The following is a 24,989-nucleotide window of genomic DNA, read 5'->3' on the forward strand; positions in this document are numbered from 1 at the left end:
GTCAGTCTCCTGTCTCTTCTGGCGGGCCCGGCAGGATCTCCACCCGGCACGTGAGGTGTACGGGGCACGACGCCGCGACGACGTCCAGGACACGGTTCGCGTCCACCTGGCCCCCGTGCGGCGCCCAGACCCGCACCAGCAGTTCGCCGGTCGGCGCCGGGGGCAACGCGGTTCCCGGCTCCGACGACCATCCGACGCCTCCGCCGTCACGGATGTCGGCGTGGACGCCGAAGCAGAGCCGGAGCTGTTCGATCAGGCCCCGGCGGGTGCCACGCCACCGGTGCAGCTCGACGGCCCGGGCGACGACGGCCCGCCGCAGCTCCGGCGGCAGTTCCGGATCGAGATCGGCGCCCACCCACGACGCCAGCCAGGGCAGGAAGTCGGCCGGGGCGAGAGCCGGATCGAAGTAGGCGGGAAGGTTGTCCAGGGTGGACAGGACGGGGGCCAGCACGGTGTCCAGGCCCGCGGTGAACCGCTGGGCCAGGTCGTCGTCCGCGTACAGCGCGGGCAGCATCCCGCCGATCGGGTAGCGGCTGGCGAGCCCCGGTACCGCGGCCCTGGTCATGAGCCCTCACCGTTCCCGCCCGCGGCGACCACGACCTGGTGCTGGTGCGAGAAGACCAGGGCACCCGCGGCGACGTCGATCCGCTCCTGCGCCGCCCCGCGCCGGCCGGTGATCGGGTCCGCCGGGAACAGCCGCACCTCCTCGACCAGGCCCACTCCCGGAACGTTCTGGAGCACCGCGAAGACCTCGCCGTACTGCACCGGCCTGCCGAACGGCCACCCCGCGCCGTCCGCCCCGCCCCGCAGGGGGTCGATGCGGCGGAACAGTGCCGCGAGCGCCTCCGTGCGGACCCGGTCCACATCCCCACCGGAGGCCACCAGCCTGGCGACCACGGTGACGCCCTGGTACGCGGGCGGCTCCACCACCAGCCGGGTCCCGATCAGCCGCCGTTCGTCGAGCCGCGCCGCGACCGCCGAGAGCACCGAATCCGACGGGATCAGCTGCTCGAACCGCAGGTTTCCGCCCTCGTCGGGGACCGCGTCGGGGACCACCAGGACCCGCACCGCGCCGCCCTCGCCCGCGGCGGCGGGCAGGCACCGGACCCTGCGCAGCGAGGGAGCGGCCTCGCGGGCGATGATCTCGTGATCCGCGGCCGTGACCGCCCGCTCCTGCACCCGGAGGATGTTGGGCGCCCGGACCTTCGCGTTCTCCACCGTCTCGCCGTCGACCCCGCCCCGGGCCGCCTCGCGATTGTTCACGCTCGCCACGTACGGCACCGAGCTGCGCAGCACATTGATGGCGCCCCGGGCGACGTTCCCGGCCGCACCACCGCCCGTCCGGTAGCGGGGGACCCGCAGCTGTGCGCCCTTCTCGGGCACGGCGCCGCAGGCGCGCATCGTCCCGTCGGGCTCGCGCACCTCGGGCGGGAACGCGAACTCGCCGGTGACGGCGTCGATCCGCACGTGACGGTCGTCCGGCCGGGAGGCACCGAAGTGCTCCACGGCGGTCCACACCTGCCAGCCCTCCGCGGAGGACACCTGGACCACCGGTGGCTCCCCGTCCAGCAGCAGCGGGGCTCTGCTCACGGAGAACCGCTGCCCGGCGACGCCCTCGGAGACGCCGAGCGGAACGTCCAGGACGGTCTCCGCGTGCTCCACGTCCGCGGTGCCGCCGACGGTGAACACCTCGGCCTCCCGGATCGTCGGCGACTCGGAGTAGAACGGCTGGCCCGGCTCCGGCGCGGTGACCCGGCAGCGCAGCCACCCCGCCCGGGTCCCCGCGGCCACCGACGTGGTGTGCCCGGCCGGGACGAACACGGTGACCTCGCCGGGCCTGTTCAGCCCGCCGGTGCTGTCGGTGCCGGTCCGGCACGTCACCCAGCGGGCACCGTCCCACGCCTCCCACACCAGCGGCGGCTGGCGCGGGTCGACGCCCACGCCCTCCACGCGGCTGTCCAGGCGTACGGCGACGATGCACCGGGGAACCGCGGTCGGCAGCCCGAACAGCACGGCGTCGCCCGGCTCCGGCCGGGTCTGGAAGCACGGGACGTCCTGGCCCGCACCGAGTGGTGCGGTGCGGTCGGTCTGCTCGCCCGACACCGGCGCGGTGACCAGCCGGACCAGCGAACTCGGCACGATGGGAAGGTCGTCGGGGAGGGAGAACACCACCGCCTCCTCGGCCTCGCCGCGTGAGGTGGCGACCTCGGTGCCCGCCGGGAGCAGCACGGTCTCCGGTTGCGGGGCCGACAGCCAGAAGTCGACCTCCGCCCGCGCCGCCGTCGGCGGGAACAGCGTGACGCCGAGCAGGTCGAGAAAGGCCGAGTAGTTCTTGTCCGGCACCCGGTTCAGCCGGTACAGCAACTGGTCGACCATGTACGCGAACGTCTCGATGAGCGTGACCCCGGGGTCCGACACGTTGTGGTCGGTCCACTCGGGGGTGCGCTGCTGGACGTACCGCTTGGCCTCGTCGACGAGTTGCTGGAAGCGCCGGTCGTCCAGGTTGGGCGAGGGCAGGGCCATCAGCGCACCCCCGCTTCCTCGGAGCCCTCGGAGGAGGGGATGGTGTAGAAGGGGAAGACGAGGTTGCGCAGGTCGTTCGTGGCACGCACGGTGTAGTGCACGTCGATGTACAAGGTGCCCTCCTCGACGGCGTCGAACGCGATCACCACGTCGGTCACCTCGATACGTGGCTCCCAGCGCTCCAGCGACGTGCGGACCTCGCGCGCGATGCGGCCCGCGGTGGCGCCGTCGCCGGGGGCGAAGACGTAGTCGTGGATGCCGCAGCCGAACTCCGGCCGCATCGGCCGCTCGCCCGGCGCCGTGCCGAGGATCAGCCCGATCGCCTCCTCGATCTCCTGGTCCCGCTCGACCATGCCGATGCCGCCCGTGGGACCGACCCGCAACGGGAAGCCCCAGCCGCGCCCGATGAAACCGCCGCTCACACCGGACCTCCGATCAGCACGTTGAACGCGCCGCTGACGATCTGCGCGCCGCAACTGGTGGTGTCCCGCATGCGGGCGGCCGGCAGCCCGCCGATCAGCACCTGACCGGTGAGTGCGGAGGCGGGGTTGGGCATGATGACGTTCCCGGGCCCGAGCGCGGCATGCGGGGGGACCACGCACACGTGCAGGCTGCCGACGACAGCCGCCGGTCTGCCGCCGATCAGCACGGTGGCCACGGCCGCGGCACCCGGTGGCGGGGTGCCGATGAGGCCGCCGTGAACGGTGGAGTCGCCCGTCCGGGCTGCAGGGGGCATGGTCGCTGTTCTCCTTGCTGCGAAAGGACTTCGGCCGCAGTAACGGGCCTCGTCGGGACGTCAGTTGATCCGGATGAGCTTGGCCTTGAGGACGGCGAGCAGGCCGCCGTCGACGGTGACCCCCGTCCTGCCGTTGACGGTCACCGAGCTCCCCTTCACGTTCACCTCACCCGTGCCGGCGTCGAGCGTGATGCCGGACGCGGAAAGGGTCACGGAGCTCAGCACCCGGGTGCCGCCCGGGGCGAACACCTTCAGCGCGATCTCGTTCCGCCGCTCGTCCAGCGTGACGTCGAGCCGCTTGTCACCGCTGGCCAGCCGGACACCGGACGGTCCGCGCGGGCTGTCCAGAAGTTCCAGCCGGTGCCCGGAACGGGACACCAGCGAACGGCGGTTGACCTTGCCGCTGGTCGGATCGACCAGCGGCACATCGTGGGGCGACGGCTTGTCGACCCCGTTGTAGAGGCCGCCCAGCACATAGGGGCTGTCCAGCAGGCCCTGCTCGAATCCGACCAGCACCTCGTCGTTGACCTCGGGACTGAACACACCGCCGCCGCCCTGGCCGCCCCACTGCACCGTACGGACCCAGTCGGACACGTAGGTGTCGTCGAGCCAGGGGAACTTCAGCCGGACCCAGCCCCGTTCGCCCCTGCCCTCGCGGATGTCGGTGACCACGCCGATCGCGAGGCCCGGTATGCGCGGACCGCGCGCGGGCGCGTTCGCGCCACCGGCCAGTCCCGCCAGGGAGCGGTCGGGAGCGGCGCTCACCAGCACGGTCGTGCGGTAGCCGCCGTTCGGCTCCAGGACGTGGTGCGCGGCGGTCGCCGTGTAGCGGCCGGAGAACGCGGGCCCGACGTTGCCGAGCGCCACCGGCTCACCGGCCCGCAGATGGGGGTTCCCCTCGGCGACCGCTTCGATCTCCCCGAAACCGGAGCTCACCGAGGAGGCCAGGGAACCGGCGACGGCCGTGGCCTCGGCCTGGGTCCGGTACGGGGTGTCGGCGACCGTCAGCCGGGTGCCCGACCCGAACGCGCCGGCCGCCCGCGAAGGACTCATCCCGGGGGACACCGTGTCGCTGCGCACGGACTGCTCACGGGCCACCAGCCGCGTCTTGGTCTCCACGTCCCAGCCACGCACCTCCACGTCGTGCGCCCCGTCCGCGCCGGTCAGCACGGCCCGCAGGGCCAGCAGATTGCGCCCGTACTCGAGAACCATCGGGTTCCGGGCGGCGGAGGTGTCGGGCGAGGGCGCCGAAGCGGCGGGCTTCGGCTTCACGAACTGCAACAGGCCCCGGTCGTCCACCCGTACGTGTGCGCCGCTCTCGCCCGCGAGGTACTGGAGAAACTCCCAGTCGGAGACGTTGGGCTGGGTCAGCTGCTTGTACGTCACGGGGGCGGCCTCGATCCTTCCACAGGCGAGCCCGGCGCCCGCGGCCACCTTGCGGACGATGTCCGCGGTCCTCATGTTGCGGTAGGCCACCACCTTCCGCCCGCGCTGCAGGCGGTGGGCTTTGGAGAAGGCCCGGACGACCGTGAACGAACCAGTGGTGTCGCTGTCCAGCTCGACCGCCGTGACCTCGCCGGTGAACAGCCGCTCGCGCGCCCGTTCCTGCACGGTGACCACGGATATGTTCAACGGGGTGCCGATGGTGAGCCCGGTGGCGGTGAGCAGTTTGTGATCGGGGTCCCGGTATGTCAGCACGGCGGTGTCCGGCAGGCCGACGTTCTCGTCGACCACGCAGCTCACCAATTGCGCCGCCCAGACAGGGGGCAGCTCACCGGGGGCCTCGATGATCGGATCGGCGGCGAAGGAGCGGCCGGGGGCGGTCACCGGCCGCCCTCCGCGGCGGGGGCCTCCAGGCCGGGCACGACCAGCTCCCGGCCGGGGACCAACTGCATCGGGTCGTCGATGTCGTTGGCGTGGGCGATCGTGCGCCACGCGGTGGCGTCGCCGTACTCCCGCCAGGCGAGCAGCGGCAGACTGTCACCGACGACGACCCGATGGGTGCGCCGCGCCTCCCGCGAGCCCGATGTCGGGTTCTGGCCGGGCGTCTCGCTGCTCGCCTCCTCGATCGAGAGGGAACAGGTGGCGCGCAGCGGCTTCCCGTCGACGTCGAAGAGCGTGTACGAGATGGACAGGCTGGACATCACACCGTCGAACGAGGTCGTCCGGGACGTGCCCCAGTCGAAGCGCACCCAGGGGCTGGCCGGCGTCTTGCGGGCCAGGCTGTTCGGGGTGGGCGCACACGCCAGCATCAGCTGCTCCACCGCCTTCTCCACCGAGTTGTCATGGGTGGCCGTGGCGTCGAGGAAGACCTCCATGGACAGGGTCCGGGGTCCGCTTCCCACGAACTCCGGCAGCGCGGACTGCTCGGCCATCCGGGACGGCGTGCGCCGCCATTCGGTGCTCTTGTTCAGCGACAGCCGTGCCGGGTTGAACTGCAAGGTGAGCTGGGCGATCCTCCCGCCCGGCTTGGCGCCGACCTCCGCCGGCGGCTCCATGATGGTCAGCTGGGCGCGAGCACGACTCGTGCGGGCGACGGGTGACATCGCGTTCCTCCTTCCGGGACTTACGGCCTGGGGACCGATAGGGAGCGGGCTCGCGCCGCCCTGCGACTCCGCTTGCGGCGTTGTCGTCGGTTGTCGATGCGCCGCATCGACTCCCTCCTCCGCCTTGCAATGAAGCCGCATGACGACGCTCCCTGATCCACTCCCTTTCGCTCCCCAGGTCGTCAGCGTGTGACGAACGGGACTTCACGTGTGACGGACCGCTGGTGTCCGCAGGCGATCCGGTGAAGCTCAGGAGGGCTCCAATCCCTCGTGCGCGATCTCCAGCGTCTCGATCGCCGGCTGGGAGCTGGCGGGATCGAAGGAGGGGCCCTGCCAGCGCACCGGCACGATGCCCTGTACCTGCCAGCTGATGATGCGGCTGAGGTCGGGGCGGAGCGCGACGATCTCGCCGTCCTTGCGCTCGACGCGCTGGATCGTGTCGTTCAGCCACCGCGCGATCTTGAGCGTGTCGGTGGTGACCGGGCGGGTCAGTGTGATGTTGGTCCAGGTGATCCGCCCCGGCAACTGCCAGGTGAAGCCGTTGTTGCCGCCCTCGGCGTACTGCTCCAGCTCCACCTCGGCACCCAGGCCCGAGCAGGTGTGAAAAGCGCCCAGGTCGTTGCCTCCGATCACCAGCTTGAAGAACACGCTCGTCGCGAAGATGTTGTCCGTCATGTGCTTTTTCTTCTTCTCTGCTGTTTCCGAGTGCGTTGCCGGGCGGGAGCGTTGTCAGCGGCGGCCGTCGTACAACCGGCCGGTGCGTTCCCGGCCCCGGCGCAGGTCCGCGCGGATCAGGCGGCTCACCGGATCGAGCAGGCGACGTGCCAGTTCCTCGATCTCCGCGCCGGTCACCCGCTGCGCGGCCGGAGCCGCCGCCTCGGGCGGGTCGGCCGGCCCGGTCCTTGCCGACGGACCGGCGGGCTTCACCGGGGCCGCCCTGACCGGAACGCCGGTGATCCCGGCTTCGGCCGCCGCGCGCTGCACGGCCCGCGCCGCGGCTCCCGGACCGTTCGTTCCGGCGGCCGGAGCGGGCGCGGGACGCGGTGACTTCGGCACCCGCACCGAGAGGGCCGGTGCTCCGCCCGGCACGGCGCCGTCTCCGGGCGCCGGACCGGTGAACGCGGGTCCGGCGGACTCGGGCACCACCGGCATCGCCATCCGCTGTACGGCCGGGGCGGCCGGCCCCGGCCCGCCCGTCGCGGGCGGATGCGGCCGCACCACGGGAACCGGCCGGGTGGCGGACGGCGCGGACGCCCTGGAGAGGGACGTCGACGCGTGCGATACGGACGAAGCCCCGGGGGAGGACGGTGACGTGTACGGGAGAGTCGGTGCGGGGAGCGGCGCCGGGGGCGGCGGAGCGGCGACGCGGGCGGGGCGGGATTCCCCGTGCTCCCGCGTCGGCGGGCGGGGGGCGAGCGGGGACGGCGTGGTCGGCCCGCCACCCGCCGAACGCTGCACGAGCCGCAGGAGGGAGCCGCCGACCCATGGCCCGCGACCCGTCCGTCCGGCACCGGTCGCGGGCCCCGCCCCGTCGCCGTCCGGTGCGGGGCGAGCGGGACCACCGGACGCCGTCCGGCCCGAAGGCGCTCCGCTCCGAGAAGCAGCGGGCCCGGGGTTTTCGGACACCGAGCGCTGGACGGTCCCACCGGGCCCCGGCCCTTCGGGTGCTCGTCGCGCGCGCGTCGGCGGTCCGGGCGCCGCCTTCCTGCCGTCGGCGTGGGTCCGGTGCGGCGGGACGGGCACGGCGGTTCCGGCGTGCGGATGAGGGGCCGTCGGTCGGGGAGACGCACCGGTCGACGGCCGGTGCTGTCCGCGCGACGCACTCCCGGGCCCCGGTGGCGGCACGGTGGCCCCCGGCTGCGGCACGTCACGACGCCACGTGGCTGCCACGACCGGCCGGGCCGTGCCGCCGCCCGCCGTCGTCACCGGGGCCGAGAAGCCCTCGGCCGAGCCGGTGCTGACCTCCAGTGCCCTGCTCGGGAGCAGGGCACGCGACCGCTGGACCACGGGTGCCTGCTCCCCGGCATCGACGGTGGGTCCGTGGGCGCCTGTCGGCGCCCGCTCCGGAGGGATGCTCCGGACACGTACCGGGACGGCGGGAGCCGAAGGAACCGGAGGAGCCGGGGGAGTCCGGGGCGTGGAGGGAGAGGATCCGGTGGCGGACGCGTTCGTGGGCGTACGGGTGTCCGCCGCGCGCTGGACGGCCGCCGGGCCCGGTGCGGCCGAGGAGGGAGCTGCGGACGCGGGAGAGGACAGCACGGGCATCCCGGAAGGCCCGTCCGGCCGCGTCGGTGTCCGTACGGGCCCGGCCGGTGCGGACGGCGGGGGAGCCGAGGGCTCCCCCGCCGGCGTCGTACCCCGCCCTGGCCCCATGGCTCCCGGGTGCGTCCGACGGCGGTCACCGAGCAGGGGAGCGTCGTCCCGGAGCCTGGCCGTCGAGGGGAGCGAGGGGAGCGGGGCACCGATCCCGCTGCGGGTACGCCTCGGCGAGCCGGTCCCGCCGGGCGGTGGTGGTGCCGACGCCCCGGCAGGCCCCGAGGGCTTCGACGGCTCGTGCCCGGCGGGCTCCTGGGACCGTTCCCGCCCGGGGGACGAAGCCCGTTCCCGAACCGGTGCCGACTGGAGGGACGGGGACGACCGGGGCGTTCGGGACTGCTCCGCGGCGCCGGGCCGAGGGGACGGTCGCGGGCGCGCGGGTGGTGCGGTCGCCTCCGGCGGACGTGCGGTCACCGGGTCCGATGCCTGCGATGTCTGCCGTTGGAGTACGGCCATGCCCGGTTCGCGCCGTTCCGCCGGGCCGGACGGTACGGCCCCGTCCCGCCCCGCGGGGTCGGCGGGCACGGCCCCGGAGGGCAGTTCCCGCAGCGGCCTGCCCAGGGCGGGTCGCACCGTCGTGACGTCGGGGGGCCCGGCGGAGCCGCCCGGTGAGGGTGCGGTGTCGGATACGGGCGCATCCGCACCGGGGCGGCCCGGACGGTCGGACGTGGTCCGCTGGACGGCGCCGTCGCCGGTGACGGGGGCGGACGGCGCGGATCTTGCGGCGGGCGGGATTCCGGTGATGTGCCGCAGCGGCATCGCCGGGCGCCGGGCGACGATCAGCGGCGGAGCGGTCCGCCGGGGGCGCACCGCGGCGGGGCGGGTGCGCTCGGGTGCGGCCGGTGCCGGTGCGGCGCTCTCGGCACGCCGCGATGCCGATGCCGATGCCGATGCCGGTGCCGGAGCGGGCCCCGGGCCTTCGGCCGATGCCGCAGGCTTCGTCGGGGGCGTCCCCGACGTGGCTCCGGGGGCGGTCGCGCCGCTCACGCGAGCGGCGCGACTCGGTGTTCCAGGACCGGAGGAGGCCGGAGGCACCGGAGCGCCCGACCGCTGGACGGTCGCCGACCCCCGCCTCGCACCGGTCGTTCCCCGGCCGACCGGGCCGCCCGCCGCGGGCGGCAGGTCCACGGCGGGCTCGGCGCTCCCGTCCGTAGCGGGCCGGGCGGCGCGCAGGAGCAGCGGTCCACCGTCGGACACCGTACGCGCGCCCGCGGGGCGGGTGACCCCGCTGATGAGACCCACCGGCGCGGACGGCATCACGGCGTGACCGAGCTCGCCGCCGAATGCGACGTTCTGCCACGAGGCGAGGCCGCACCTGAACCGCAGCCCGTCGCTCACCCCGATCGAGGACCGGGCCACGGTCACCGTCGGCGGCGCGACCTGCCGCCAGCCGCCGTCCCAGTCGCCGTCCCGCCCATCGGCCCGGCCGGCGCCCGGGTCGGTCCCGGTCGTCGGCCCGCCACCGGCTTCGTCCCCGCCCCGGGAGGGGGCGTCGGACCGCGTGCGGTCCGCTCGGCGGAACCAGTCGCCGAACCCCATACGATCACCCGCCTTCGTTGACGCGGGTGTTGATCCGCGCTATCTCCCGGACCCACTGCTGACGCTCGCCGTGGGTGAGGTCGAGAATGTCCTCACGCTGCCAGTGGAAGTGGTAGGCGACGTACGCGATCTCCTCCCGCAGGCGGGGAAGCGCGTACGTCACGATTCCCCCAGGCGCCCACCCGAGAGGTCCACCTCGAACGAGCCGTGGCACAACGGGCACGTCACAGCGGCGTGCGTGTGACCCTCGCTGTTGATCCGCCGGTAGAAGTCCTGCAGGAACGCCACGTCGGTGGCGTACATCCGCTCGACCACCCCGGCGTGCACATCGGTGATGGTGCCGAGCCGGGTGATCACCTGACTCAGCAGCACCACGCTCAGGTACGCGGGGTTCTCCTTCACCCGCAGATCGATCTGCGGGCGCAGCTCGTCCCGTGCCGTCGCGAGCCGCATCGAGCCCTGCCGGTGCACCTGGCCCTCGTCGTCGACGTAACCGCGCGGCAGCTCGAACTCGAACTCCGTGCGCAGGTCCTGGCGTTCCCGTTCCCGCGCGGCTGGCGGCGCGGGGGCCTCCTCGCGCGCGGCGGACGGGGCCGCCGCGAGGGTGTCGAGGACTTCGTCGAGCCCGCCCGACGTAACGGTCCTGCGCCTCATTCGACCACGATCTCCTCGAAGGTGATGGTGACCGTCTCGGTGGCCGCGCTGGACTCGCCGGCCTTCAGCGACGGGCCCTCCCACTTGCTGGCCCAGCCCTGCATCAGCTGGATGCGCCGGACCGTGTCGCCCTTCGAGTCCTTGATCTCGATGGTGAGGTTCTGGCGCGCGGCGTCGACGGCCCCCTTGTTGAGGGTCTCCTTGATCCAGTTGGTGAACTCGCTGCTCTTGTCGATCCCGCGGGTGATCGTCACCTCACCCGCCTGGCGGGCGCCGGGCTGCTTGCGGATGATCTGCTTGCCCTCGGCGGTCACCTGACGGACCTCGACGACTTCCTCCTCGACGGTCAGACCACTGACCTCCTGGATCGACTCGACGAGATAGCCGCCGAGCTGCACGCCGAAGACGTGGGTGGAAAGAGCGTCGCCCTCTGCCATGACTCTGTGTCACCTGTTCCGTTTGCGGACCCTGCCGGGTCACTCGTTGACAAGGCTGGTGCTGTCGGAGAACTGCGCGAGGCGGAAGACCACGAACTCGGCGGGCTTCACCGGCGCCACGCCGATCTCGCACACGACCTGACCGAGGTCGATCGACTCCTGCGGATTGTTGTCGCGGTCGCACTTGACGTAGAACGCCTCCTCGGCCGTGCGGCCGAAGAGAGCGCCCCGGCGCCATTCCTCGGTGAGGAAGGCGGTCACGTTGCGCCGGATGCTGGACCACAGGCGGTCGTCGTTCGGCTCGAACACCACCCACTGGGTGCCCAGGAGGATCGACTCCTCCAGGTAGTTGAAGAGGCGGCGCACGTTGAGGTAGCGCCAGGCGGGGTCGGACGAGAGCGTGCGGGCGCCCCAGATCCGGATGCCGCGGCCGGGGAAGGCGCGCACGCAGTTGACGCCGATCGGGTTCAGCAGGTCCTGCTCGCCCTTGCTGAGCCGGATCTCCAGGTCCAGCGCGCCGCGGATGACCTCGTTGGCGGGGGCCTTGTGCACGCCGCGCTCGCCGTCGCTGCGCGCCCACACGCCGGCGACGTGACCGCTCGGCGGCATCAGGGAGTTGCGGCCGGCCGCCGGGTCGAAGACGTTGATCCACGGGTAGTACACGGTCGCGTAGCGCGAATCGAACCCGGTGTCGTCGTTGCGCCAGGTACGGACCCGTTGTGCGCTCATGCCCGGCGGAGTGTCCAGCACGGCGACCCGGTCGCCCATCTGCTCGCAGTGCGAGATCAGCGCGAGCTGAACGGCCTTGACGCCCTCGGCGTCGATGTCCCCGCGCTGGTGGGCGCTCATCAGGTCCGGCACGGCGACCATGGTGATCTCGTCGATCGCCTCAAGCCCCGCGAGCCCCGTGCGCTCCGACGCGTCTCCGACGAACTCGGCCGGGCCGATGCGCACGGCGCCGGTCCCCGGGCCGGAAGCGGCGGGCGAGAGCGGGAGGACCTGGTTCTCGGGCCGGCTCTGGGCCGTGCCGGGCTGCTCGACCACCTCGATCAGCTTGGACTGGCGGGCCTGGGTGACCAGGTAACCCTTGACGCTCTTGCGGGTGGAGACGTCGAAGGTCTCCACCACCTTGCCGGACTGCCGCACCAGCAGCCTGAACCGGTCCTCCGGAGGGTTCTCCCCCTCGGCGTCGGCGACTTCCACCGAGAGATCGCCACTCGTACCGGGCCGTGCGGACACCAGGAAGCCGCCGAGAGCGGCGGAGGCGGCCGCCGCGGTGGCGGATCCGCCCGCCGAGTCCTGAGCGGGGCCGCCCACGCGCACGACGTAGGCCGCGCCGCCGCCGTTGGCGAAGTATCCGTGGACCGCGAGCGTCAGGTACGTGTCGGGCGCGTAGGTGCCGAAGGTCTGGACGTACTGGTCCCAGCTGGTCACCAGCGTCGGCCGGTGGAAGGGGCCGGTCTCCGCGAAACCGACGAAGGCTGCGACCGCCGTGCCGACGCCCTCGATGGGCCGTGCTCCGGACTGCACCTCCTCCACGTATACGCCGGGGGTGAGGTACGACGGCATGCTCGCTCCTTCGGGTGGTCGTCCGGTCGACGCCCAGTCTTGTCGGGCCGCCCCGGCGGGCAGTAGGCCTCGGAGTCCTGGGCACGGGGCAACGACGCTGCCTTTCCAGGCACCCGGGCGACGGGGAATTCTTCCCCGTGCGGACGTGCGCGACGGGCTCCCCGGGCCCGGCTCGAAGCGGTTCCCTCGGCCCGCGGGTCCGATGCGGGATGAACTCGGGTTCGGAGAACGGGGTATGACGGCCGGTCGACCAGTCGGCCAGTTGGCCCGTCGGCTGCCCGGTCACCGGACATACGGATGCCCGGACCCGGTGAACGACGGTGAATGAAGGCAGGCGAGGCCGGCCCCTGCCGGGGCACCGGAACCGCTCGTGGGCGTCCGTACCGAGGGCGGTCGCGTCGTCCCGGCGGGCGCGCGAGCGCGGCCGCGACACATCGGCGCGTCCGTCGGACGGTGCCGGCGCGCTGGTGCGGCCGCCCCTCCACTGCGCCCCACGTCGTCCGACGGCGCCCCCCGCCTCCGCGGTCGGCGGGGCGGCCCGTGGTCGGACCCCGGTTGAGGGGCGATCACTATCGGCCAGAGTGGTCGCGCGTGATCGGTCGACCGACCGGGCTCCTCGCGGCCGGAGGAGCCCGGCGGACCAGCACCGGCGCTCGTGCGCTGCCCACCCGGAAGACGGCGGGAGAAAGCGGCGGGCATAGGGATCCGGGCGCTCATCGCCCGTGGTGGTTTCGCGGGTGTCGCGCGTCCGCATCACCGGGGCGTGCGGGGAACGGGTTTCGCCGACAGTCGGCAAGCCGGGTTTCCCCGGGTCGGAATTTCTGCTGTTCTCGTCCCGCACGGGGGGAAGTGGGAGGGCCCGGCGCTTTGTTCTACGGTGCGAGGTCGCTCAGTATGCCGCTGACATTGAGTACCTGGTGGCATCCCGATGCCTGGGTTCCGGTAGCTGGAGTGCCCGGCTTGTCGCACGTCACGGAAGCGGTGACCGCGGCGTTCTCCGGAATCTGGATGGGGGTGACCCAGTGATAGTCCTGATTGCGGAAGGTCTCCAGGGCGATGGTGGTGACCTTCCGGTTCCCGAAGGTGATGGTCAGCACCCCTTCGTCGCCCTGGAAGTTCGCCACCACGAGGTCCGTGACGCCGAACACCTTCCCCCTGGGCACCCGGTACGTCCGCTTCTTCTCGGCCCCGGCCCCGGTCTGGACGTCGATCGTCTCCGATATCTGCTGGTTGCCGCCGGCGCCGGTGCCCGTCGTCGAGCCGGAACCGCCCGAACCGGAACCGCCGGGCCCGGTGGACTGGCCGGGATTGGGCTCCTGGCCTCCGTCCTGCCCCTGACCGCCGGTCGGATCGCCCGAGCCACCGGCCGAAGTCGCGCCCTGCTGACCGTTGCCCGGCCTCTCCTTCTCCGCGGCCTCGGTCACCGCCTGTTTCGCGGTGCTTTGCACCGCGGGCCGGACCAGCGCGAACCATGCGAGCAACAGGGCGAGCAGCGCGGCCAGCACGATCAGCAACCACTTGGGGAGCACCGGCAGTTGAGCGAACTCGCCGGACAGCGTCTCCGGCGGGCGGGGGTGCTCGTCCTCGGCATCCCCTTCTTCCTTCTCGGCGGCCTCGACCTCGAACGGCCAGGTGGCCGGCTCGCCGAACCAGATCAGCTTCCGCGCCCGCAGCCGCAGGCCCGTTTCGGCGGACTCGCCCGGTTCCAGGTGCTGTTGGCCCGGGGAGAAGGCGAGGCGGAGTTCCTCCCCGGCCTGTGTCCCCGTGAGCGCGACGTCGACCGGGGTGTTCCCCCTGTTCTGCACCGAGGTCCGGAACCGGGCGCCCAGCCAGCCGCGGCGTCGACGGGGGTCCAACTGGGCCCGGAGCTCATGGAAGGGCTCGACGACCACCGTGGCCTCGGGGACCGCCACCGACTCGGGACGCTCCGCGGGCAGGACGCGTACCCCCAGGGGCGTCTCTCCGGCCCGGACCTCGGGAGAGCGGGGCGGCGCGAGCCGCACGGTCACCACCTCGGAAGTGCCCGGATAGAGCGAGACACGCGCCGGCTCCACGGTGCTCCACGCGGCGCAGTCGCCGACCACTTCGAGCGTGTAGGCCTCGACGATGTCGCCGTCGTTGCGCACGGTCAGGGCCGTCGTCGCCTCGGCGCCGGGAGACACCGTCACCGTGGACATTTCGAATTCGGCAGATGTGGTCACGATGCGACGCTAAGCCGCGGACGCGGTGGCACAGCAGAGACGCGAGGGCAACGAACGGGCAGGGCTTGTGCCCCGGCGGCCCAACGGCACGGTGTCCCCGAACCCCTCTCCCGGGCCAGGTCCCCCTGACGGAATCCGGCCTGAACGGGAAGGCGACCGGCATACCGAGCAGTAGCACCTGAGGAAGACGAGCACGGAACGATGACGACGACAGACGTGAACGACGGAGCGGTGACGCAAAGGCAGTTCCGCAGGCCCACCGCTTCGGAACGTGCCGCCCAGCGCAGCGCGAGGAAGGCCCCGCCGGGCAGGGTATCCGTAGCGGTGTACGCGGAGGACCTGATCCTTCAAACCGGCGTGATCCACCAGTTGCGCCCGCGTCCCGAGATAGAACTGGCGGCGGAGTCCGAGGCCGACCGGGCCCAGGTCTCCTTAGTGGTGGTGGACATGGTGGACGAGCCCACCGTCCGGCTCCTGTCCCGCCTCCAGCGCAACACCGCGACCCGCACCGGACTTGTTGTCGGTTTCTTCGAATCGGGCGCGCTCCAGACCCTGATCGAGTGCGGTGTGGCCGCCGTGCTCAGGCGCGGGGAGGCCGACCAGGACCGTCTCGTCCACCTGGTGACGGCCATAGCCAACGGTGAAGGCGTACTCCCGGGCGATCTGCTCGGAAAGCTCCTCGCCCACGTCAGCAGCCTTCAGCGCTCGGTCCTCGACCCCCGGGGGCTCTCGCTCTCCACCCTCACCGCACGGGAGGCGGAGATGATCCGGCTGGTGTCGGAGGGCTTCGGCACGGCGGAGATCGCGCAGAAGACCTCGTACTCCGAACGCACCGTCAAGAACGTGCTGCACGAGATGGCGACACGGCTCGAACTGCGCAACCGGGCACACGCCGTCGGCTACGCCATGCGGCACGGACTCATCTGAGTCCCGCCTCGTGCTCCCGTGCGGACGGCGTGGCCGACGCCGCCGCACGGGAGCACCCCCGCGTTCCCGGAGCCGGAGAGACGGACGCAAAGGGCAGCGGCTCCTTCCCCCGATCCGGGTACTCGGGGCCTGTTCCCGGCCGCGAGTGCGCGGGATGCTGGTGAGGGGAGCGTCATCAAACAGACTGTGAGGTGGGCCGTGACCGGCACTGCTGGCCCGGCGAGGCGGGCCCGGCTGCACCGACTGGCGGGCGTGGTGGTGCTGTTGGCACCGCTTCTGGTTGCGGGCTCCGCATCCGCGCCGCAGGGTGCGCCGAGAGTCGCCGCCGCGGCGGACGAAGCGCCGGCGGACGCCGGCCGGATCGCCTTCGCCGGTACCGGGCACCGCAGCCTCGGCCGGGTCTCCCCGTCGGACACCGGCACCAGCGACCCGCTGTTCGGCACCGGACCGACCCACTACGACCAGGACCCCTCCGCGCGCGGCGGGGCACTGGTCTTCACCAGCCTGCGCGACACGGCGCGCCCGCAGGTGTACGTGCGCGAGGCCGGCGGAACGGTGCGCAGACTCACCACCGACCGTGACGCCGCCCACCCCGAACTCTCCCCGGACGGGCGGACCGTGGTGTTCGACTCCGCGGAGCCGGGGCCCGGCGGCAGGGTCCAGCACGACCTGTGGACGGTGGGGGTCGACGGATCCGGCCTGCGACGGCTGACGGAATCGGACACCGACGAGACCCATCCGACGTTCTCCCCGGACGGCACCCGGATCGCGTACTCCGCGGACGGCGACCTTCTGAGGGGCCGACAGATATACGAACGGCCCGTGTCCGGCGGCCGGGCGACCCGGATCAGCGACGGGCCGCGCGGCGACGCGACCGAACCGGTGTGGAACCCGGTGGACGACGACACCCGTCGCGCCCGCGTCGCGTACACGCTCACCGAGGACGAGGAGACCGGCCCCCGCCTGCGGGTGACCGAGGGCCTCGGGAACGACCGCCCCCTGCTGGCCGGTGTCCAGGCCGGCTGGCGCACCCGCTCCGCCGCCTGGCTGCCGGACGGGAACGACCTGGTCTTCCTCAGCCCCGACACGACCTGCGGGTGCAAGGACTACGACCACGTCTACCGGGTGACCTCCTTCGGCGAGAACGAGCCCGGCCTGGTGCTGGGCGAGGACCGTGAGGTCGAATCGCCCACCTGGACCGGGCCGATGGACTCCGGGACCGTCGTCGTGACCCGGCGGACCACCCAGAAGGCGCACGTCGTGACGCTCCAGGACGTCAGGCAGGACGGATCGGACCCGCGGGACCTCGGACTCACCATCCTCAAGGAGGACCCCGAGGCCGACACGAACGAGGACCCCGCCAAGGACCCCCTGTTCGATCCGGCGGACGGCTACGACCCGTGGACCGAGAGGCAGAGCTACACGCCGGACGGCCGCCGTATCGTGGTGACCGTCTTCGGCAACGGCGAGGGCGGGCCCCCCGAACAGATCTGGCTCGCCGACGCCGACGGCTCGAATGCGGCTCCGATGAAGCTGGCCGGACGCGGACCCGGCGACTGGGACACCGACCCCGCCTTCTCCCCGGACGGCACCAGACTGGCGTTCACTCGGTCCTCGCCCGGCAGGGTCGACGGGAAGCCGGGGCCGAGCAGCATCCTGATCGCGGACGTCGCCACCGGGGAGATCGTCGGCAGGATCGTTCCGCCGGAGGGGCAACTGGCGGGCAGCGACGCCCAGCCCGCCTGGTCGTCGGACGGCACCACCCTCGCCTTCACCCGCAACCACGTGATCCGCGGACTCGGCGGCATCAAACACGTCTGGACCGTCCCGGTGAACGCGCTCGACCAGCAGCGGGACCTCAGCGTCACCGCCTGCCCCGGTGAATGCAAGATCATCGACGACAGCCCGGCGTTCTCCCCCGACGGGACCCGGATCGCCTTCAACCGCAAGGACGGCGGTGGCCGGGTCAACGAGCGCAACGGAATCCTCGTGACCTCGCCCACCGGAGAAGGGTGCCGGGTGCTGCTGCCGTCCGCCCAGCGGGACAACCCCGACGCCTGCGGGCAGGAGCTTCCCGACACCACGCGGAGCGGCCCCTTCCAGCCCCGCGACGTGGCCTGGTCGCCGGACGGACGGCGGCTGGTGCTGAGTTCGCGCCGGACGGTCGAGGCGAACTCCCGGGAGCGGCTGAAGATGCTCGACCTCGAAACCGGCGACCTGAAGCCGCTGACGAACGGACTCGCCGGGCGTCAGAAGGAGCCCGCGTTCCAGCAGTCGGTCGACCTGGCACTGACCGCCCCGCCCACCGGCCCCGCGGTGGAGGCCGGCTCCTCCGGGGAGGTGACGGTCACCGTCACCAACCGGGGCCCCGCGCCCTCGCCCGGCACCGTCTTCACCGCCGACCCGCCGTCCGGCGTGCGGCTGGACAGGATCACCACCCCCGTCGGTACTTGCTCCACCGAGTCGCCGCAGTGCGACCTGGGCGTGCTCCGGCCGGGCGAGAGCGTGGACGTCACCGTCCGGCTGACCGGGGTGACCACGGGGGACCAGCGGATCGGCTGGTCGGTCACCGGCGCCGTACTGGACCCGAACCCCACGGACAACGCCACCGCGACCGTCGTCCCGGTCCGGGATGCGCCGGCACCCACCCCCACTCCCACCCCGACCCCCACCCCGACGACCACGCCGCCCGCGCCCCCACCTCCGCTGCCGCCCGAACCCGAGGCGGGACCCGGCGTCGTCGTACGGGCCCAGCCCAACCCCGGCTTCGTCGGCGGCCGGGTGGTGGTGACCTACACCGTGCGCAACGGACGGAACGCCCTCGCCACCGGCCTGCGGCTGAAGCTCGGCCTGCCCGCACGCGTCCCGGCGGGCCCGCTTCCGGCGGGCTGCACGGCCGGGGTGTGCACACTGCCCGACCTGGCTTCAGGAGCCTCCACGGTGGTCCGGGTCGTGCTCACACCCGACCGGGCACTGAGGACGACCATCACCGGCACGCTGACCACGACCGGTACCGACGCCGACACCCGCGACAACGTCGCCAGGAGCCCGCTGCGCATTCTCCGGCCCCACATCGTCGCGGTGCCCGCCGTCGGCAAACCGGGGTTCGTCACCTCCGTACGGGGCAAGGACTTCCCGCCGGGAGCCCCGGTGAGGCTCACCTGGAAACCGGGGATCACGGCGACCGCGCCGCCCACCGTCCCGCGCGCGGACGGCACCTTCATCGCGCAGCTGCTGATCCTGGTGAAGGACCGGACGGGACCGCGCACCATCACCGCCACGGGACCCGGGTTCAGCCCGGCCACCACACCGTTCCTGGTGGTCGTCGGCGCCATCGTCCCGCCGGACGAGGTGGGGCGCCGGTGATCCACGAAGTCGACGAGGGACTCCGGCTGTTGCTGGTCGAGGCCGGTCTCCAGGAGAGCGGCGTCGACCTGGTCTTCGAGGCGCCGACGAAGGACTGGGCCGCCCGGCGCAACGCCCCCACGGTCAGCGTCTTCCTGCACGGCATCCGCGAGGACGCGACCCGGCGCCGCACCGGCACCGCCGAGGAGCACGACGAGGAGGGAATGGTGGTCGGCCGGCGCACCCCGCCGCGCTGGTTCGAGCTGACCTACCTGGTGACCGCCTGGACCAACCGTCCGCAGGACGAACACCGGCTGCTCTCCGAGGTGTTGCGCTGCCTCGTACGGTCGAGCGCGCTGCCCGCCCGGACGCTCACCGGCAGCCTCGCGGAACTGGGCCTGACCGTGGAGATCGAGGCGGCGGGCTCGGGCGCCGACCGGCAGTCCACCGCCGACGTGTGGTCCGCGCTCGGCGGCGAGCTCAAGGCGGCGATCGACCTGCGGGTGTGGGCGCCGCTGGAAGGCGAACGGACGTCCGCCGGCCCGCCGGTCACCGAAGGGCTGGTGGTGCGGGCCGCGCCCGCACGGGACGGCGAAGGGGTGGAACCGGGGCGCAGGCTGCGCTACGACGGGGCGTCCGATCCCGGTGAGCAGGGCTTCGCCGCGGAACGCGAACGGCAACTGCCGCCCGGCCGCCGCAGGCGCGGGAGTGCGGCTCGATGACCACGGCACAGGACACCCGGACCGTCCGTGAACTGCCCGGCGCCCCGACGGCCGTCGAGGAACTCTGGGAGCGGTTGGTCCACGTCGAGCAGCGGGTCAGGAACGCCGTCGCGGCCCGGCGGGCCGTCGACCCGCAAGCGGACGACCCCTACCGGGGGCAGTACCTCACCTCCGAGGGTGCCGAACGGATCCTGGCGGCCCGCGACGCGTTCGGGCCGGTGCCGGAGTACGCGTCCCGGCCCGGCCCGGACTCGCCGCCCGGGAGCCGGATCGGCAGGCTCGCCGAGGAGTTCGGCCTGACGCCGCTGGACGTCGATCTGCTGCTGGTCGCGATGGCGCCGGACATCGACGCCCGGTTCGAGCGGCTCTACGGCTACCTCAACGACGACCTCACCCGACGAAGGCCGACCATCGGCCTGGCACTCGAACTCTGCGGGCTGCCCGCCGCGAGCTCCGGCCGCTTCCGGTTCTCCTCGTCCGCCCCGTTGGTCGCGGGCGGACTGCTGACGGTTCTGGAAGCCGACCGTCCGCTGCTCTCCCGGGTGCTGCGGGTACCGGACCGCGTCACCGCCCACCTGCTCGGCGACGACGAACCCGACGGGAGGCTGCGCGGACTGGTCCGGGTAGCCGGCCTCCAGGACGATCCGGGCCCGGAGCCCGAGGCACTGCGGGTCGCGGCGGCGCTGGGCACGGGCAGCGGCCTGGTCCATCTGCTGGACCGGGGAGGCGACCCCGGCGGACTCGCGGTGCGGGCGCTGCTCGCCGCGGGACGGCGTCCACTGCTGGTCGACGTCGCGGCGCTCGTCGGCGTCCCGCAACCGGCGGAGCTCGTCCGGACCCTGGCGGCCGAGGCCCGGCTGAGCGGAGGCGGTGTCGTCCTCGGGCCGATCGAAGGGCTCGCACCCGAACGCCCAGAGGGAGCCGGACTGCTCGGCAGCCTCTGCGCGGCGATCAGCGGCACGCCGCTGATCGCGTACGGGAAGAAGGACTGGGACCCCCACTGGAGCAGGGAGAGCCCCGTTCCGGTCCCTGTCCTGCCCCCTGGTCCCGCAGGCGCGGCGCGGCGGTGGAGCCGGGCACTCGCCGCAGCCGGGACCGAGGTCGGACTGCCTCCCGAGAACGTACGGGCGGCAGAGGAGCTCGCGACGGCCGTCACGTCCTACCGGCTCGACTCCGAGCAACTGCGCAGGGCCGCCACCGTCGCCTCCCGGCTGGCTGCCGCGCAGGAGCGTCCGGTGGACGCGCAGGACCTGCGCAGGGCGGTCCGGGCCCAGAACGGCGCAGGGCTCGAACGGCTCGCCCGCCGCATCGAGCCGGCCGTGGGCTGGGACGATCTCGTCCTGCCCGCCGCGACCCGTCGGCAGCTGTCCGAACTCGCCCTGCGCGCACGCCACCGCGAGCAGGTGCTGGGCCAATGGCGGATGCGGCCCGGCGGAGGCCGGGGACGAGGGGTCATCGCGTTGTTCGCCGGCGAGTCGGGCACCGGCAAGACGATGTCCGCCGAAGTGGTGGCCTCGGAGCTCGGCGTGGACCTCTACGTCGTGGACCTGTCCATCGTGGTGGACAAGTACATCGGCGAGACCGAGAAGAACCTCGAGAGAATCTTCGTCGAGGCGGCGGACGTCAACGGCATCCTGCTGTTCGACGAGGCGGACGCCATTTTCGGCAAGCGCTCGCAGGTCAAGGACGCTCAGGACCGCCATGCCAACGTGGAGTCGGCCTATCTGCTGCAGCGGATGGAATCCTTCGACGGGATCGCGGTGCTCACCACCAACCTACGGGCCAATCTCGACGAGGCCTTCACCCGCCGCCTCGACGTGATCGCGGAGTTCCCCATGCCGGACGCCCAGCAGCGACTGGCCCTGTGGGACCGCTGCCTCGGGACGACGATCCCGCGTGACGCGGACCTCGACCTGGAATTCTGCGCGCGGCGCTTCGAGCTGGCAGGAGGATCGATCCGCGCCTGCGCGGTGACCGCCGCCTATCGGACGGCGGAGTCGGGGGGACCGCTCGGCATGGAGCAGATCGTCTCGGCGGTGCTCCAGGAGTACCGCAAACTCGGTCGACTGGTCATGGAGAGCGAGTTCGGCCCTTGGCTGGACCGCACACAGGGGCGCGGCGCGGGGTAGGTCCCTCTCTTCACCCTCCCCGGAAGAAGCCGGGCCTCTTCGGCGAGTACGCGCGAGGAGGCCCCTCGTCCGCCGGTGGTGGCGCCCCATGCGTGGCTGACCAGCAAAGAGGGCTCTGCTCGGGGTGGATGCCCGGCACTCGGATGCGCTTCGGGCGGCGGAAGGCATGGCCGAGGCCGGGTGGCCCAGCCCACAGGGCCACCCCGGGAGGACTCAGCTCTGCCGCGCGAGCCAGTCGGTGAAACGGGTCTCGGTGATGCGCGCGTCGGGGCCGGGAAGGAGAGTGGTCTCCCGAAGCTCGGCTCCGAAGTACCGGGCCTGCGGATCGGTCACGACGGTGCGCGGGTCGTTCTCGGCCGCGAGGCCCGTGCGGATGAGTTCGTCCAAATGGAAGGTGTCAGGACCGGCCACCTCCACGATGCCGTTGACGGGGGCGCCGACAGCCGTACGGCCCACGGCGGCGGCCACGTCGTCGGAGTACATGGGCTGAATCTTCACGGGAGCCAGCCGCACGGTGTCACCGTCGGTCGCCGAGGCTGCGATGCCCTTCACGAACTCGAAGAACTGCGTGGCGTGGACGATGGAGTACGGAATCCCGGAGGCCTTGATCAGCTCCTCCTGCGCCTGCTTGGCACGAAAGTAGCCGCTCTCCTGGAGCCGCTCGGTGCCGACCACGGAAAGCGCGACATGGTGGGTCACACCGGCGTTCGCCTCGGCCCTGAGAAGGTTGGTGGTCGAGGTGCGGAAGAACGTCATGACGGCATCGTCCTCGAACGAAGGGGAGTTCGACACGTCGACCACGACCGAGGCGCCCTTCAGGACCTCGGCAAGGCCCTCGCCCGTCAGTGTGTTGACGCCGGTGCTGGGCGCCGCAGGCACCGCCTCGTGGCCGTGCTCGTTGAGCTTGGCGACCAGCTTCGAGCCGATGAGTCCGGTACCACCGATCACTGCGATCTTCATGATGGAAAATCCTCTCTCGGAGATTCTTCTGCTTCTTCCGATGCCAGATGGTCCGTCTGGTCGGCCGCTGGCTCGTATCGGGTGAGACAGGGTGGTCACTGCATGTGTGACAGGCGTCCGGGTGAAGATCGAGAGATTTCACCACGAGACGGTCGGGTTTCCGCACGAGGCATGATGGCCCACCAGGCGACGGGGGGCGGATCAGCCACTGGAAAGCGACATGAAAGACGCCTGTCGGCGGAAAGCGCGGACCGGGTGAGTACTCGATCCGGCTCCGAATCGTTCATCGGCACGGATCGCGCCGATGAAGGCGAGCCGGAATCCGTGGCGAGACCTTCGGGATGGCGAAACGACGGGCCGCGAAGAGTTTTGCGGTGAGGCCGTCCAGACGGCATTTCTCGAGGCCTGTGATTCGAGAACGCCGAAAAGCGGCAGCCCCACGCCGACATGGGCGACCTCGGCGGCGACATCGTGCGGGACCGCGCGGTTGCGACAGGGCGGCGACGGGCCGAAGCTGTCACAGAATTCCGGGGTTCTCGGTCGAAACTGTCGTACCGTCATGGAATCGCTACCTGACCTTTTACGGGCGGTGCGCCCATCCCATGACACGGTGGACCTACGGAAGGTGCGACACAGTGACCCATAAGGACTCGGCGCACGCGCACGGAGCCGATCAGTACGACGGATCGGAAAGCTGGATGACGGCGGTGAAGGTGCTGCAGGACGCCTCGCCGATCGCCATCCCCGAGGGCGCTTCGGCGATGACCGTGTACGTGGAGTGGGAGCCCGGCGACCCGGGCACTCCACCGCACCGCCACTCGGGACCGGCTTTCGGATACGTCATCGAGGGCGCCGTCCGTTTCGAACTCGAAGGCGAGCCCGAGCGTGTGATCGAGACAGGCGGCACATTCTGGGAGCCGGGTGGTGACGTCATCCACTACCAGGACGGAAACGCGCTGACGGACGCACGGACCCGGTTCGTGGTGACCATGATGTGTGCGCCGGGAAGGCCCATGCTCGAACTGGTCGACGGGGAGGAACTGCAGAAGCGGGCCCACCTGCGTGCTCCCCGGCCGACCGACCGACCTGCCGCCCCGTTCGAGTGATCACGCCGCTCGCGAGATCGCGCGCCGGAGCGTGTCACGCAGCGGAGCGATGCCGTCCGCCCGGCTCCAGGGCGCCACCCACACGCAGGGGAAGGGGAGCTCCCTCCGTAGTCGACCGGCGCCGGCGCTGCCGACCTGATGGACGGCTGGCCGCAGCACGGCACTGCCGTCGCCAAACCTTTCCGGCCACAGCACTGGATCGTCGACGATCCCGTCCCCGCCGAGCCAGGCCCGCGTCCCCACCGCCACCTTCCCCGGATGGGCACTGAGGACGACCGCTCGGTCCAGCGGGCACACCGGAAGAACCGCCCGCTCATCCTGCGGAGGAAGGCTGGGCAGGACGGACAGACGCGCCGCGACGGCCCGGCCTGGAGGTCGGCGGCCTTCACGCGGGTGAAGTCGAGAAGTTGACCGGGAGGGCGCCTACGCGTTCGCTCCGTCCGGGGCGTGCTTGTACATCCACAGATAGACGCGGCGCTCGCTCGGCACGGAAATCGCGACAATGCAGATGGGGCTGTGCCCGATGCCCACGTGATGGTTGGCGATGGTGGAGGACACCGTCCAATCCCGCTCGACCTCGCGGATGTCGCCTGCGAGCACGCTGATCGGGTCACGGAGAAAGCGGGCGAACTCATCGCTCTCACTCTTCCATTCACGCCAGTACATGCTCCACGGCTCGGACCGGATCTCCTCCGAGACCTTGTCGATCATCGTCCACTGAGCCGTGCCACTTGCCTGCTCTGCCATCATCGGATCCTTTCGGCTTTGGGAGTTTCTTCCTCTCAGTAACGCGGTGATGTCGGCGACCCGCAAGACGACCTTCATGCGGGTGGCGTAAGAAGGAAACCGTGTCGACTCGGCTGCCAGTGTTCTTCCGTATGCCCGACTTGCGCCCCGCCCCATGCGGCCAAAATACGGGAGCGCACAGTCGAAAGATCGGGTCGAGGAGCGCCGGTGACCGATACGGAAGCACCATCAATGAGGACCGGGGGAGAGGCGACCGGAAAGGGAGCCGCTTATACGGAGGGTTTGGTCTGGTCCATCCAGTTCGTTCGTGCCAAGCAAGGGCAGACGCGTTCCTACCCGTCATGACTGGGGGTCAATTGGAAGCCCCTGATACCGGCTGCTGACCTACTTCGGCCTCTCCCTGGCAGACAAGCGTGTCGTGGTGGGGGGGGGGGGGGGGGGGCGGGGGGGGGGGGGGGGGGGGGTTGGCCGTTGCGGCCCCCCCCCCGCGCCGGCGCGGGGTGCGCTCCCCAGCCCAGGCGGCCGGGAAACG

At 72.1% G+C, this 24,989-nt stretch carries 21 protein-coding genes and 1 pseudogene; 6 read left to right on the plus strand and 16 right to left on the minus strand.

Annotated elements, in window-relative coordinates:
- Nucleotide 1: 1 nt before the first annotated feature.
- The 8 genes from ACFYY6_RS31630 to ACFYY6_RS31665 all read right to left on the minus strand — a co-directional run bounded on the left by ACFYY6_RS31630 (nucleotide 2) and on the right by ACFYY6_RS31665 (nucleotide 6,957).
- Nucleotides 2-565: a phage tail protein gene (locus ACFYY6_RS31630; RefSeq protein ID WP_389196835.1), complete on the minus strand. Its 564-nt coding sequence runs from the start codon at nucleotides 563-565 to the stop codon at nucleotides 2-4.
- Nucleotides 562-2,523 (minus strand): putative baseplate assembly protein, encoded by a 1,962-nt coding sequence (locus tag ACFYY6_RS31635; protein ID WP_389196837.1) that lies wholly within the window; start codon nucleotides 2,521-2,523, stop codon nucleotides 562-564. The genes ACFYY6_RS31630 and ACFYY6_RS31635 overlap by 4 nt, the downstream gene beginning before the upstream one ends.
- The gene (locus ACFYY6_RS31640) at nucleotides 2,523-2,945 is read right to left on the minus strand and encodes a GPW/gp25 family protein (RefSeq protein ID WP_073784142.1); all 423 of its coding nucleotides are present in this window, start codon (nucleotides 2,943-2,945) and stop codon (nucleotides 2,523-2,525) included. The genes ACFYY6_RS31635 and ACFYY6_RS31640 overlap by 1 nt, the downstream gene beginning before the upstream one ends.
- Complete coding sequence (locus ACFYY6_RS31645; protein ID WP_073784144.1) at nucleotides 2,942-3,259, minus strand: PAAR domain-containing protein; 318 nt, start codon at nucleotides 3,257-3,259, stop codon at nucleotides 2,942-2,944. The genes ACFYY6_RS31640 and ACFYY6_RS31645 overlap by 4 nt, the downstream gene beginning before the upstream one ends.
- A 60-nt stretch (nucleotides 3,260-3,319) precedes the next feature.
- Complete coding sequence (locus ACFYY6_RS31650; protein WP_351520015.1) at nucleotides 3,320-5,086, minus strand: VgrG-related protein; 1,767 nt, start codon at nucleotides 5,084-5,086, stop codon at nucleotides 3,320-3,322.
- The gene (locus tag ACFYY6_RS31655; RefSeq protein ID WP_073784148.1) at nucleotides 5,083-5,805 is read right to left on the minus strand and encodes a LysM peptidoglycan-binding domain-containing protein; all 723 of its coding nucleotides are present in this window, start codon (nucleotides 5,803-5,805) and stop codon (nucleotides 5,083-5,085) included. Before ACFYY6_RS31655 ends, ACFYY6_RS31650 begins: the two co-directional genes overlap by 4 nt.
- Nucleotides 5,806-6,054: 249 nt before the next feature.
- Entirely contained in the window at nucleotides 6,055-6,480 is a 426-nt protein-coding gene (locus ACFYY6_RS31660; protein WP_351526070.1) for a phage tail protein, read from the minus strand.
- Between the two features lie 54 nt (nucleotides 6,481-6,534).
- Nucleotides 6,535-6,957 carry a hypothetical protein gene (locus ACFYY6_RS31665; RefSeq protein ID WP_351526068.1) on the minus strand — a complete coding sequence of 141 codons (423 nt, stop codon included), beginning with the start codon at nucleotides 6,955-6,957 and terminating at the stop codon, nucleotides 6,535-6,537.
- A 1,831-nt stretch (nucleotides 6,958-8,788) separates the two neighbouring features.
- On the opposite strand from ACFYY6_RS31665, the gene ACFYY6_RS31670 reads away from it, so the two are divergent.
- The gene (locus ACFYY6_RS31670) at nucleotides 8,789-9,388 is read left to right on the plus strand and encodes a hypothetical protein (RefSeq protein ID WP_388652384.1); all 600 of its coding nucleotides are present in this window, start codon (nucleotides 8,789-8,791) and stop codon (nucleotides 9,386-9,388) included.
- Between the two features lie 276 nt (nucleotides 9,389-9,664).
- On the opposite strand, the gene ACFYY6_RS31675 is transcribed toward ACFYY6_RS31670, so the two are convergent.
- The 5 genes from ACFYY6_RS31675 to ACFYY6_RS31695 form a co-directional block, all read right to left on the minus strand.
- Nucleotides 9,665-9,823, minus strand: coding sequence for a DUF6760 family protein (locus ACFYY6_RS31675; protein WP_003966147.1), 159 nt, complete (start codon nucleotides 9,821-9,823; stop codon nucleotides 9,665-9,667).
- Nucleotides 9,820-10,314: a hypothetical protein gene (locus tag ACFYY6_RS31680; protein WP_351524923.1), complete on the minus strand. Its 495-nt coding sequence runs from the start codon at nucleotides 10,312-10,314 to the stop codon at nucleotides 9,820-9,822. The genes ACFYY6_RS31675 and ACFYY6_RS31680 overlap by 4 nt, the downstream gene beginning before the upstream one ends.
- Nucleotides 10,311-10,751 (minus strand): phage tail protein, encoded by a 441-nt coding sequence (locus ACFYY6_RS31685; RefSeq protein WP_073784156.1) that lies wholly within the window; start codon nucleotides 10,749-10,751, stop codon nucleotides 10,311-10,313. Before ACFYY6_RS31685 ends, ACFYY6_RS31680 begins: the two co-directional genes overlap by 4 nt.
- A gap of 39 nt (nucleotides 10,752-10,790) precedes the next feature.
- Entirely contained in the window at nucleotides 10,791-12,320 is a 1,530-nt protein-coding gene (locus ACFYY6_RS31690; protein WP_351524924.1) for a phage tail sheath family protein, read from the minus strand.
- 872 nt (nucleotides 12,321-13,192) lie between these two features.
- Nucleotides 13,193-14,497 carry a hydrolytic protein gene (locus tag ACFYY6_RS31695; protein ID WP_351524931.1) on the minus strand — a complete coding sequence of 435 codons (1,305 nt, stop codon included), beginning with the start codon at nucleotides 14,495-14,497 and terminating at the stop codon, nucleotides 13,193-13,195.
- A 225-nt stretch (nucleotides 14,498-14,722) separates the two neighbouring features.
- On the opposite strand from ACFYY6_RS31695, the gene ACFYY6_RS31700 reads away from it, so the two are divergent.
- From ACFYY6_RS31700 to ACFYY6_RS31715, 4 genes are all read left to right on the plus strand, one after another.
- Entirely contained in the window at nucleotides 14,723-15,448 is a 726-nt protein-coding gene (locus ACFYY6_RS31700) for a LuxR C-terminal-related transcriptional regulator (RefSeq protein WP_351524925.1), read from the plus strand.
- A gap of 198 nt (nucleotides 15,449-15,646) precedes the next feature.
- Entirely contained in the window at nucleotides 15,647-18,814 is a 3,168-nt protein-coding gene (locus ACFYY6_RS31705; RefSeq protein WP_389196839.1) for a hypothetical protein, read from the plus strand.
- The gene (locus ACFYY6_RS31710; RefSeq protein ID WP_351630561.1) at nucleotides 18,811-19,515 is read left to right on the plus strand and encodes a DUF4255 domain-containing protein; all 705 of its coding nucleotides are present in this window, start codon (nucleotides 18,811-18,813) and stop codon (nucleotides 19,513-19,515) included. The genes ACFYY6_RS31705 and ACFYY6_RS31710 overlap by 4 nt, the downstream gene beginning before the upstream one ends.
- On the plus strand, nucleotides 19,512-21,644 hold the full coding sequence (locus ACFYY6_RS31715; RefSeq protein ID WP_351524928.1) for an ATP-binding protein: 2,133 nt from the start codon (nucleotides 19,512-19,514) through the stop codon (nucleotides 21,642-21,644). Before ACFYY6_RS31710 ends, ACFYY6_RS31715 begins: the two co-directional genes overlap by 4 nt.
- Nucleotides 21,645-21,857: 213 nt before the next feature.
- Here the strand turns inward: ACFYY6_RS31715 and ACFYY6_RS31720 are convergent, their stop codons facing one another.
- Nucleotides 21,858-22,604: an SDR family oxidoreductase gene (locus tag ACFYY6_RS31720; protein ID WP_351524929.1), complete on the minus strand. Its 747-nt coding sequence runs from the start codon at nucleotides 22,602-22,604 to the stop codon at nucleotides 21,858-21,860.
- A gap of 698 nt (nucleotides 22,605-23,302) precedes the next feature.
- On the opposite strand from ACFYY6_RS31720, the gene ACFYY6_RS31725 reads away from it, so the two are divergent.
- Nucleotides 23,303-23,710, plus strand: coding sequence for a cupin domain-containing protein (locus tag ACFYY6_RS31725; protein WP_351524932.1), 408 nt, complete (start codon nucleotides 23,303-23,305; stop codon nucleotides 23,708-23,710).
- A gap of 27 nt (nucleotides 23,711-23,737) precedes the next feature.
- On the opposite strand, the pseudogene ACFYY6_RS31730 reads toward ACFYY6_RS31725, so the two are convergent.
- Both ACFYY6_RS31730 and ACFYY6_RS31735 read right to left on the minus strand, forming a co-directional pair.
- Nucleotides 23,738-24,085, minus strand: a pseudogene (locus ACFYY6_RS31730) (aldehyde dehydrogenase); the annotation flags it as partial.
- Between the two features lie 48 nt (nucleotides 24,086-24,133).
- Complete coding sequence (locus ACFYY6_RS31735; protein WP_351524930.1) at nucleotides 24,134-24,535, minus strand: hypothetical protein; 402 nt, start codon at nucleotides 24,533-24,535, stop codon at nucleotides 24,134-24,136.
- Between the last annotated feature and the right edge of the window lie 454 nt (nucleotides 24,536-24,989).

Origin of the sequence: Streptomyces sp. NPDC001750 (assembly GCF_042892615.1) — a bacterium.
Taxonomy (GTDB): Bacteria; Actinomycetota; Actinomycetes; order Streptomycetales; family Streptomycetaceae; genus Streptomyces.

Coding starts and splice junctions, on each gene's coding strand:
- ACFYY6_RS31725 (WP_351524932.1), top strand. CDS start 23,303: ATGACGGCGGTGAAGGTGCTGCAGGACGCCTCGCCGATCGCCATCCCC.
- ACFYY6_RS31720 (WP_351524929.1), bottom strand. CDS start 22,604: ATGAAGATCGCAGTGATCGGTGGTACCGGACTCATCGGCTCGAAGCTG.
- ACFYY6_RS31665 (WP_351526068.1), bottom strand. CDS start 6,957: ATGCCGGTGGTGCCCGAGTCCGCCGGACCCGCGTTCACCGGTCCGGCG.
- ACFYY6_RS31695 (WP_351524931.1), bottom strand. CDS start 14,497: ATGTCCACGGTGACGGTGTCTCCCGGCGCCGAGGCGACGACGGCCCTG.
- ACFYY6_RS31685 (WP_073784156.1), bottom strand. CDS start 10,751: ATGGCAGAGGGCGACGCTCTTTCCACCCACGTCTTCGGCGTGCAGCTC.
- ACFYY6_RS31715 (WP_351524928.1), top strand. CDS start 19,512: ATGACCACGGCACAGGACACCCGGACCGTCCGTGAACTGCCCGGCGCC.
- ACFYY6_RS31655 (WP_073784148.1), bottom strand. CDS start 5,805: ATGTCACCCGTCGCCCGCACGAGTCGTGCTCGCGCCCAGCTGACCATC.
- ACFYY6_RS31630 (WP_389196835.1), bottom strand. CDS start 565: ATGACCAGGGCCGCGGTACCGGGGCTCGCCAGCCGCTACCCGATCGGC.
- ACFYY6_RS31700 (WP_351524925.1), top strand. CDS start 14,723: ATGACGACGACAGACGTGAACGACGGAGCGGTGACGCAAAGGCAGTTC.
- ACFYY6_RS31680 (WP_351524923.1), bottom strand. CDS start 10,314: ATGAGGCGCAGGACCGTTACGTCGGGCGGGCTCGACGAAGTCCTCGAC.
- ACFYY6_RS31735 (WP_351524930.1), bottom strand. CDS start 24,535: ATGAAGGTCGTCTTGCGGGTCGCCGACATCACCGCGTTACTGAGAGGA.
- ACFYY6_RS31645 (WP_073784144.1), bottom strand. CDS start 3,259: ATGCCCCCTGCAGCCCGGACGGGCGACTCCACCGTTCACGGCGGCCTC.
- ACFYY6_RS31690 (WP_351524924.1), bottom strand. CDS start 12,320: ATGCCGTCGTACCTCACCCCCGGCGTATACGTGGAGGAGGTGCAGTCC.
- ACFYY6_RS31660 (WP_351526070.1), bottom strand. CDS start 6,480: ATGACGGACAACATCTTCGCGACGAGCGTGTTCTTCAAGCTGGTGATC.
- ACFYY6_RS31635 (WP_389196837.1), bottom strand. CDS start 2,523: ATGGCCCTGCCCTCGCCCAACCTGGACGACCGGCGCTTCCAGCAACTC.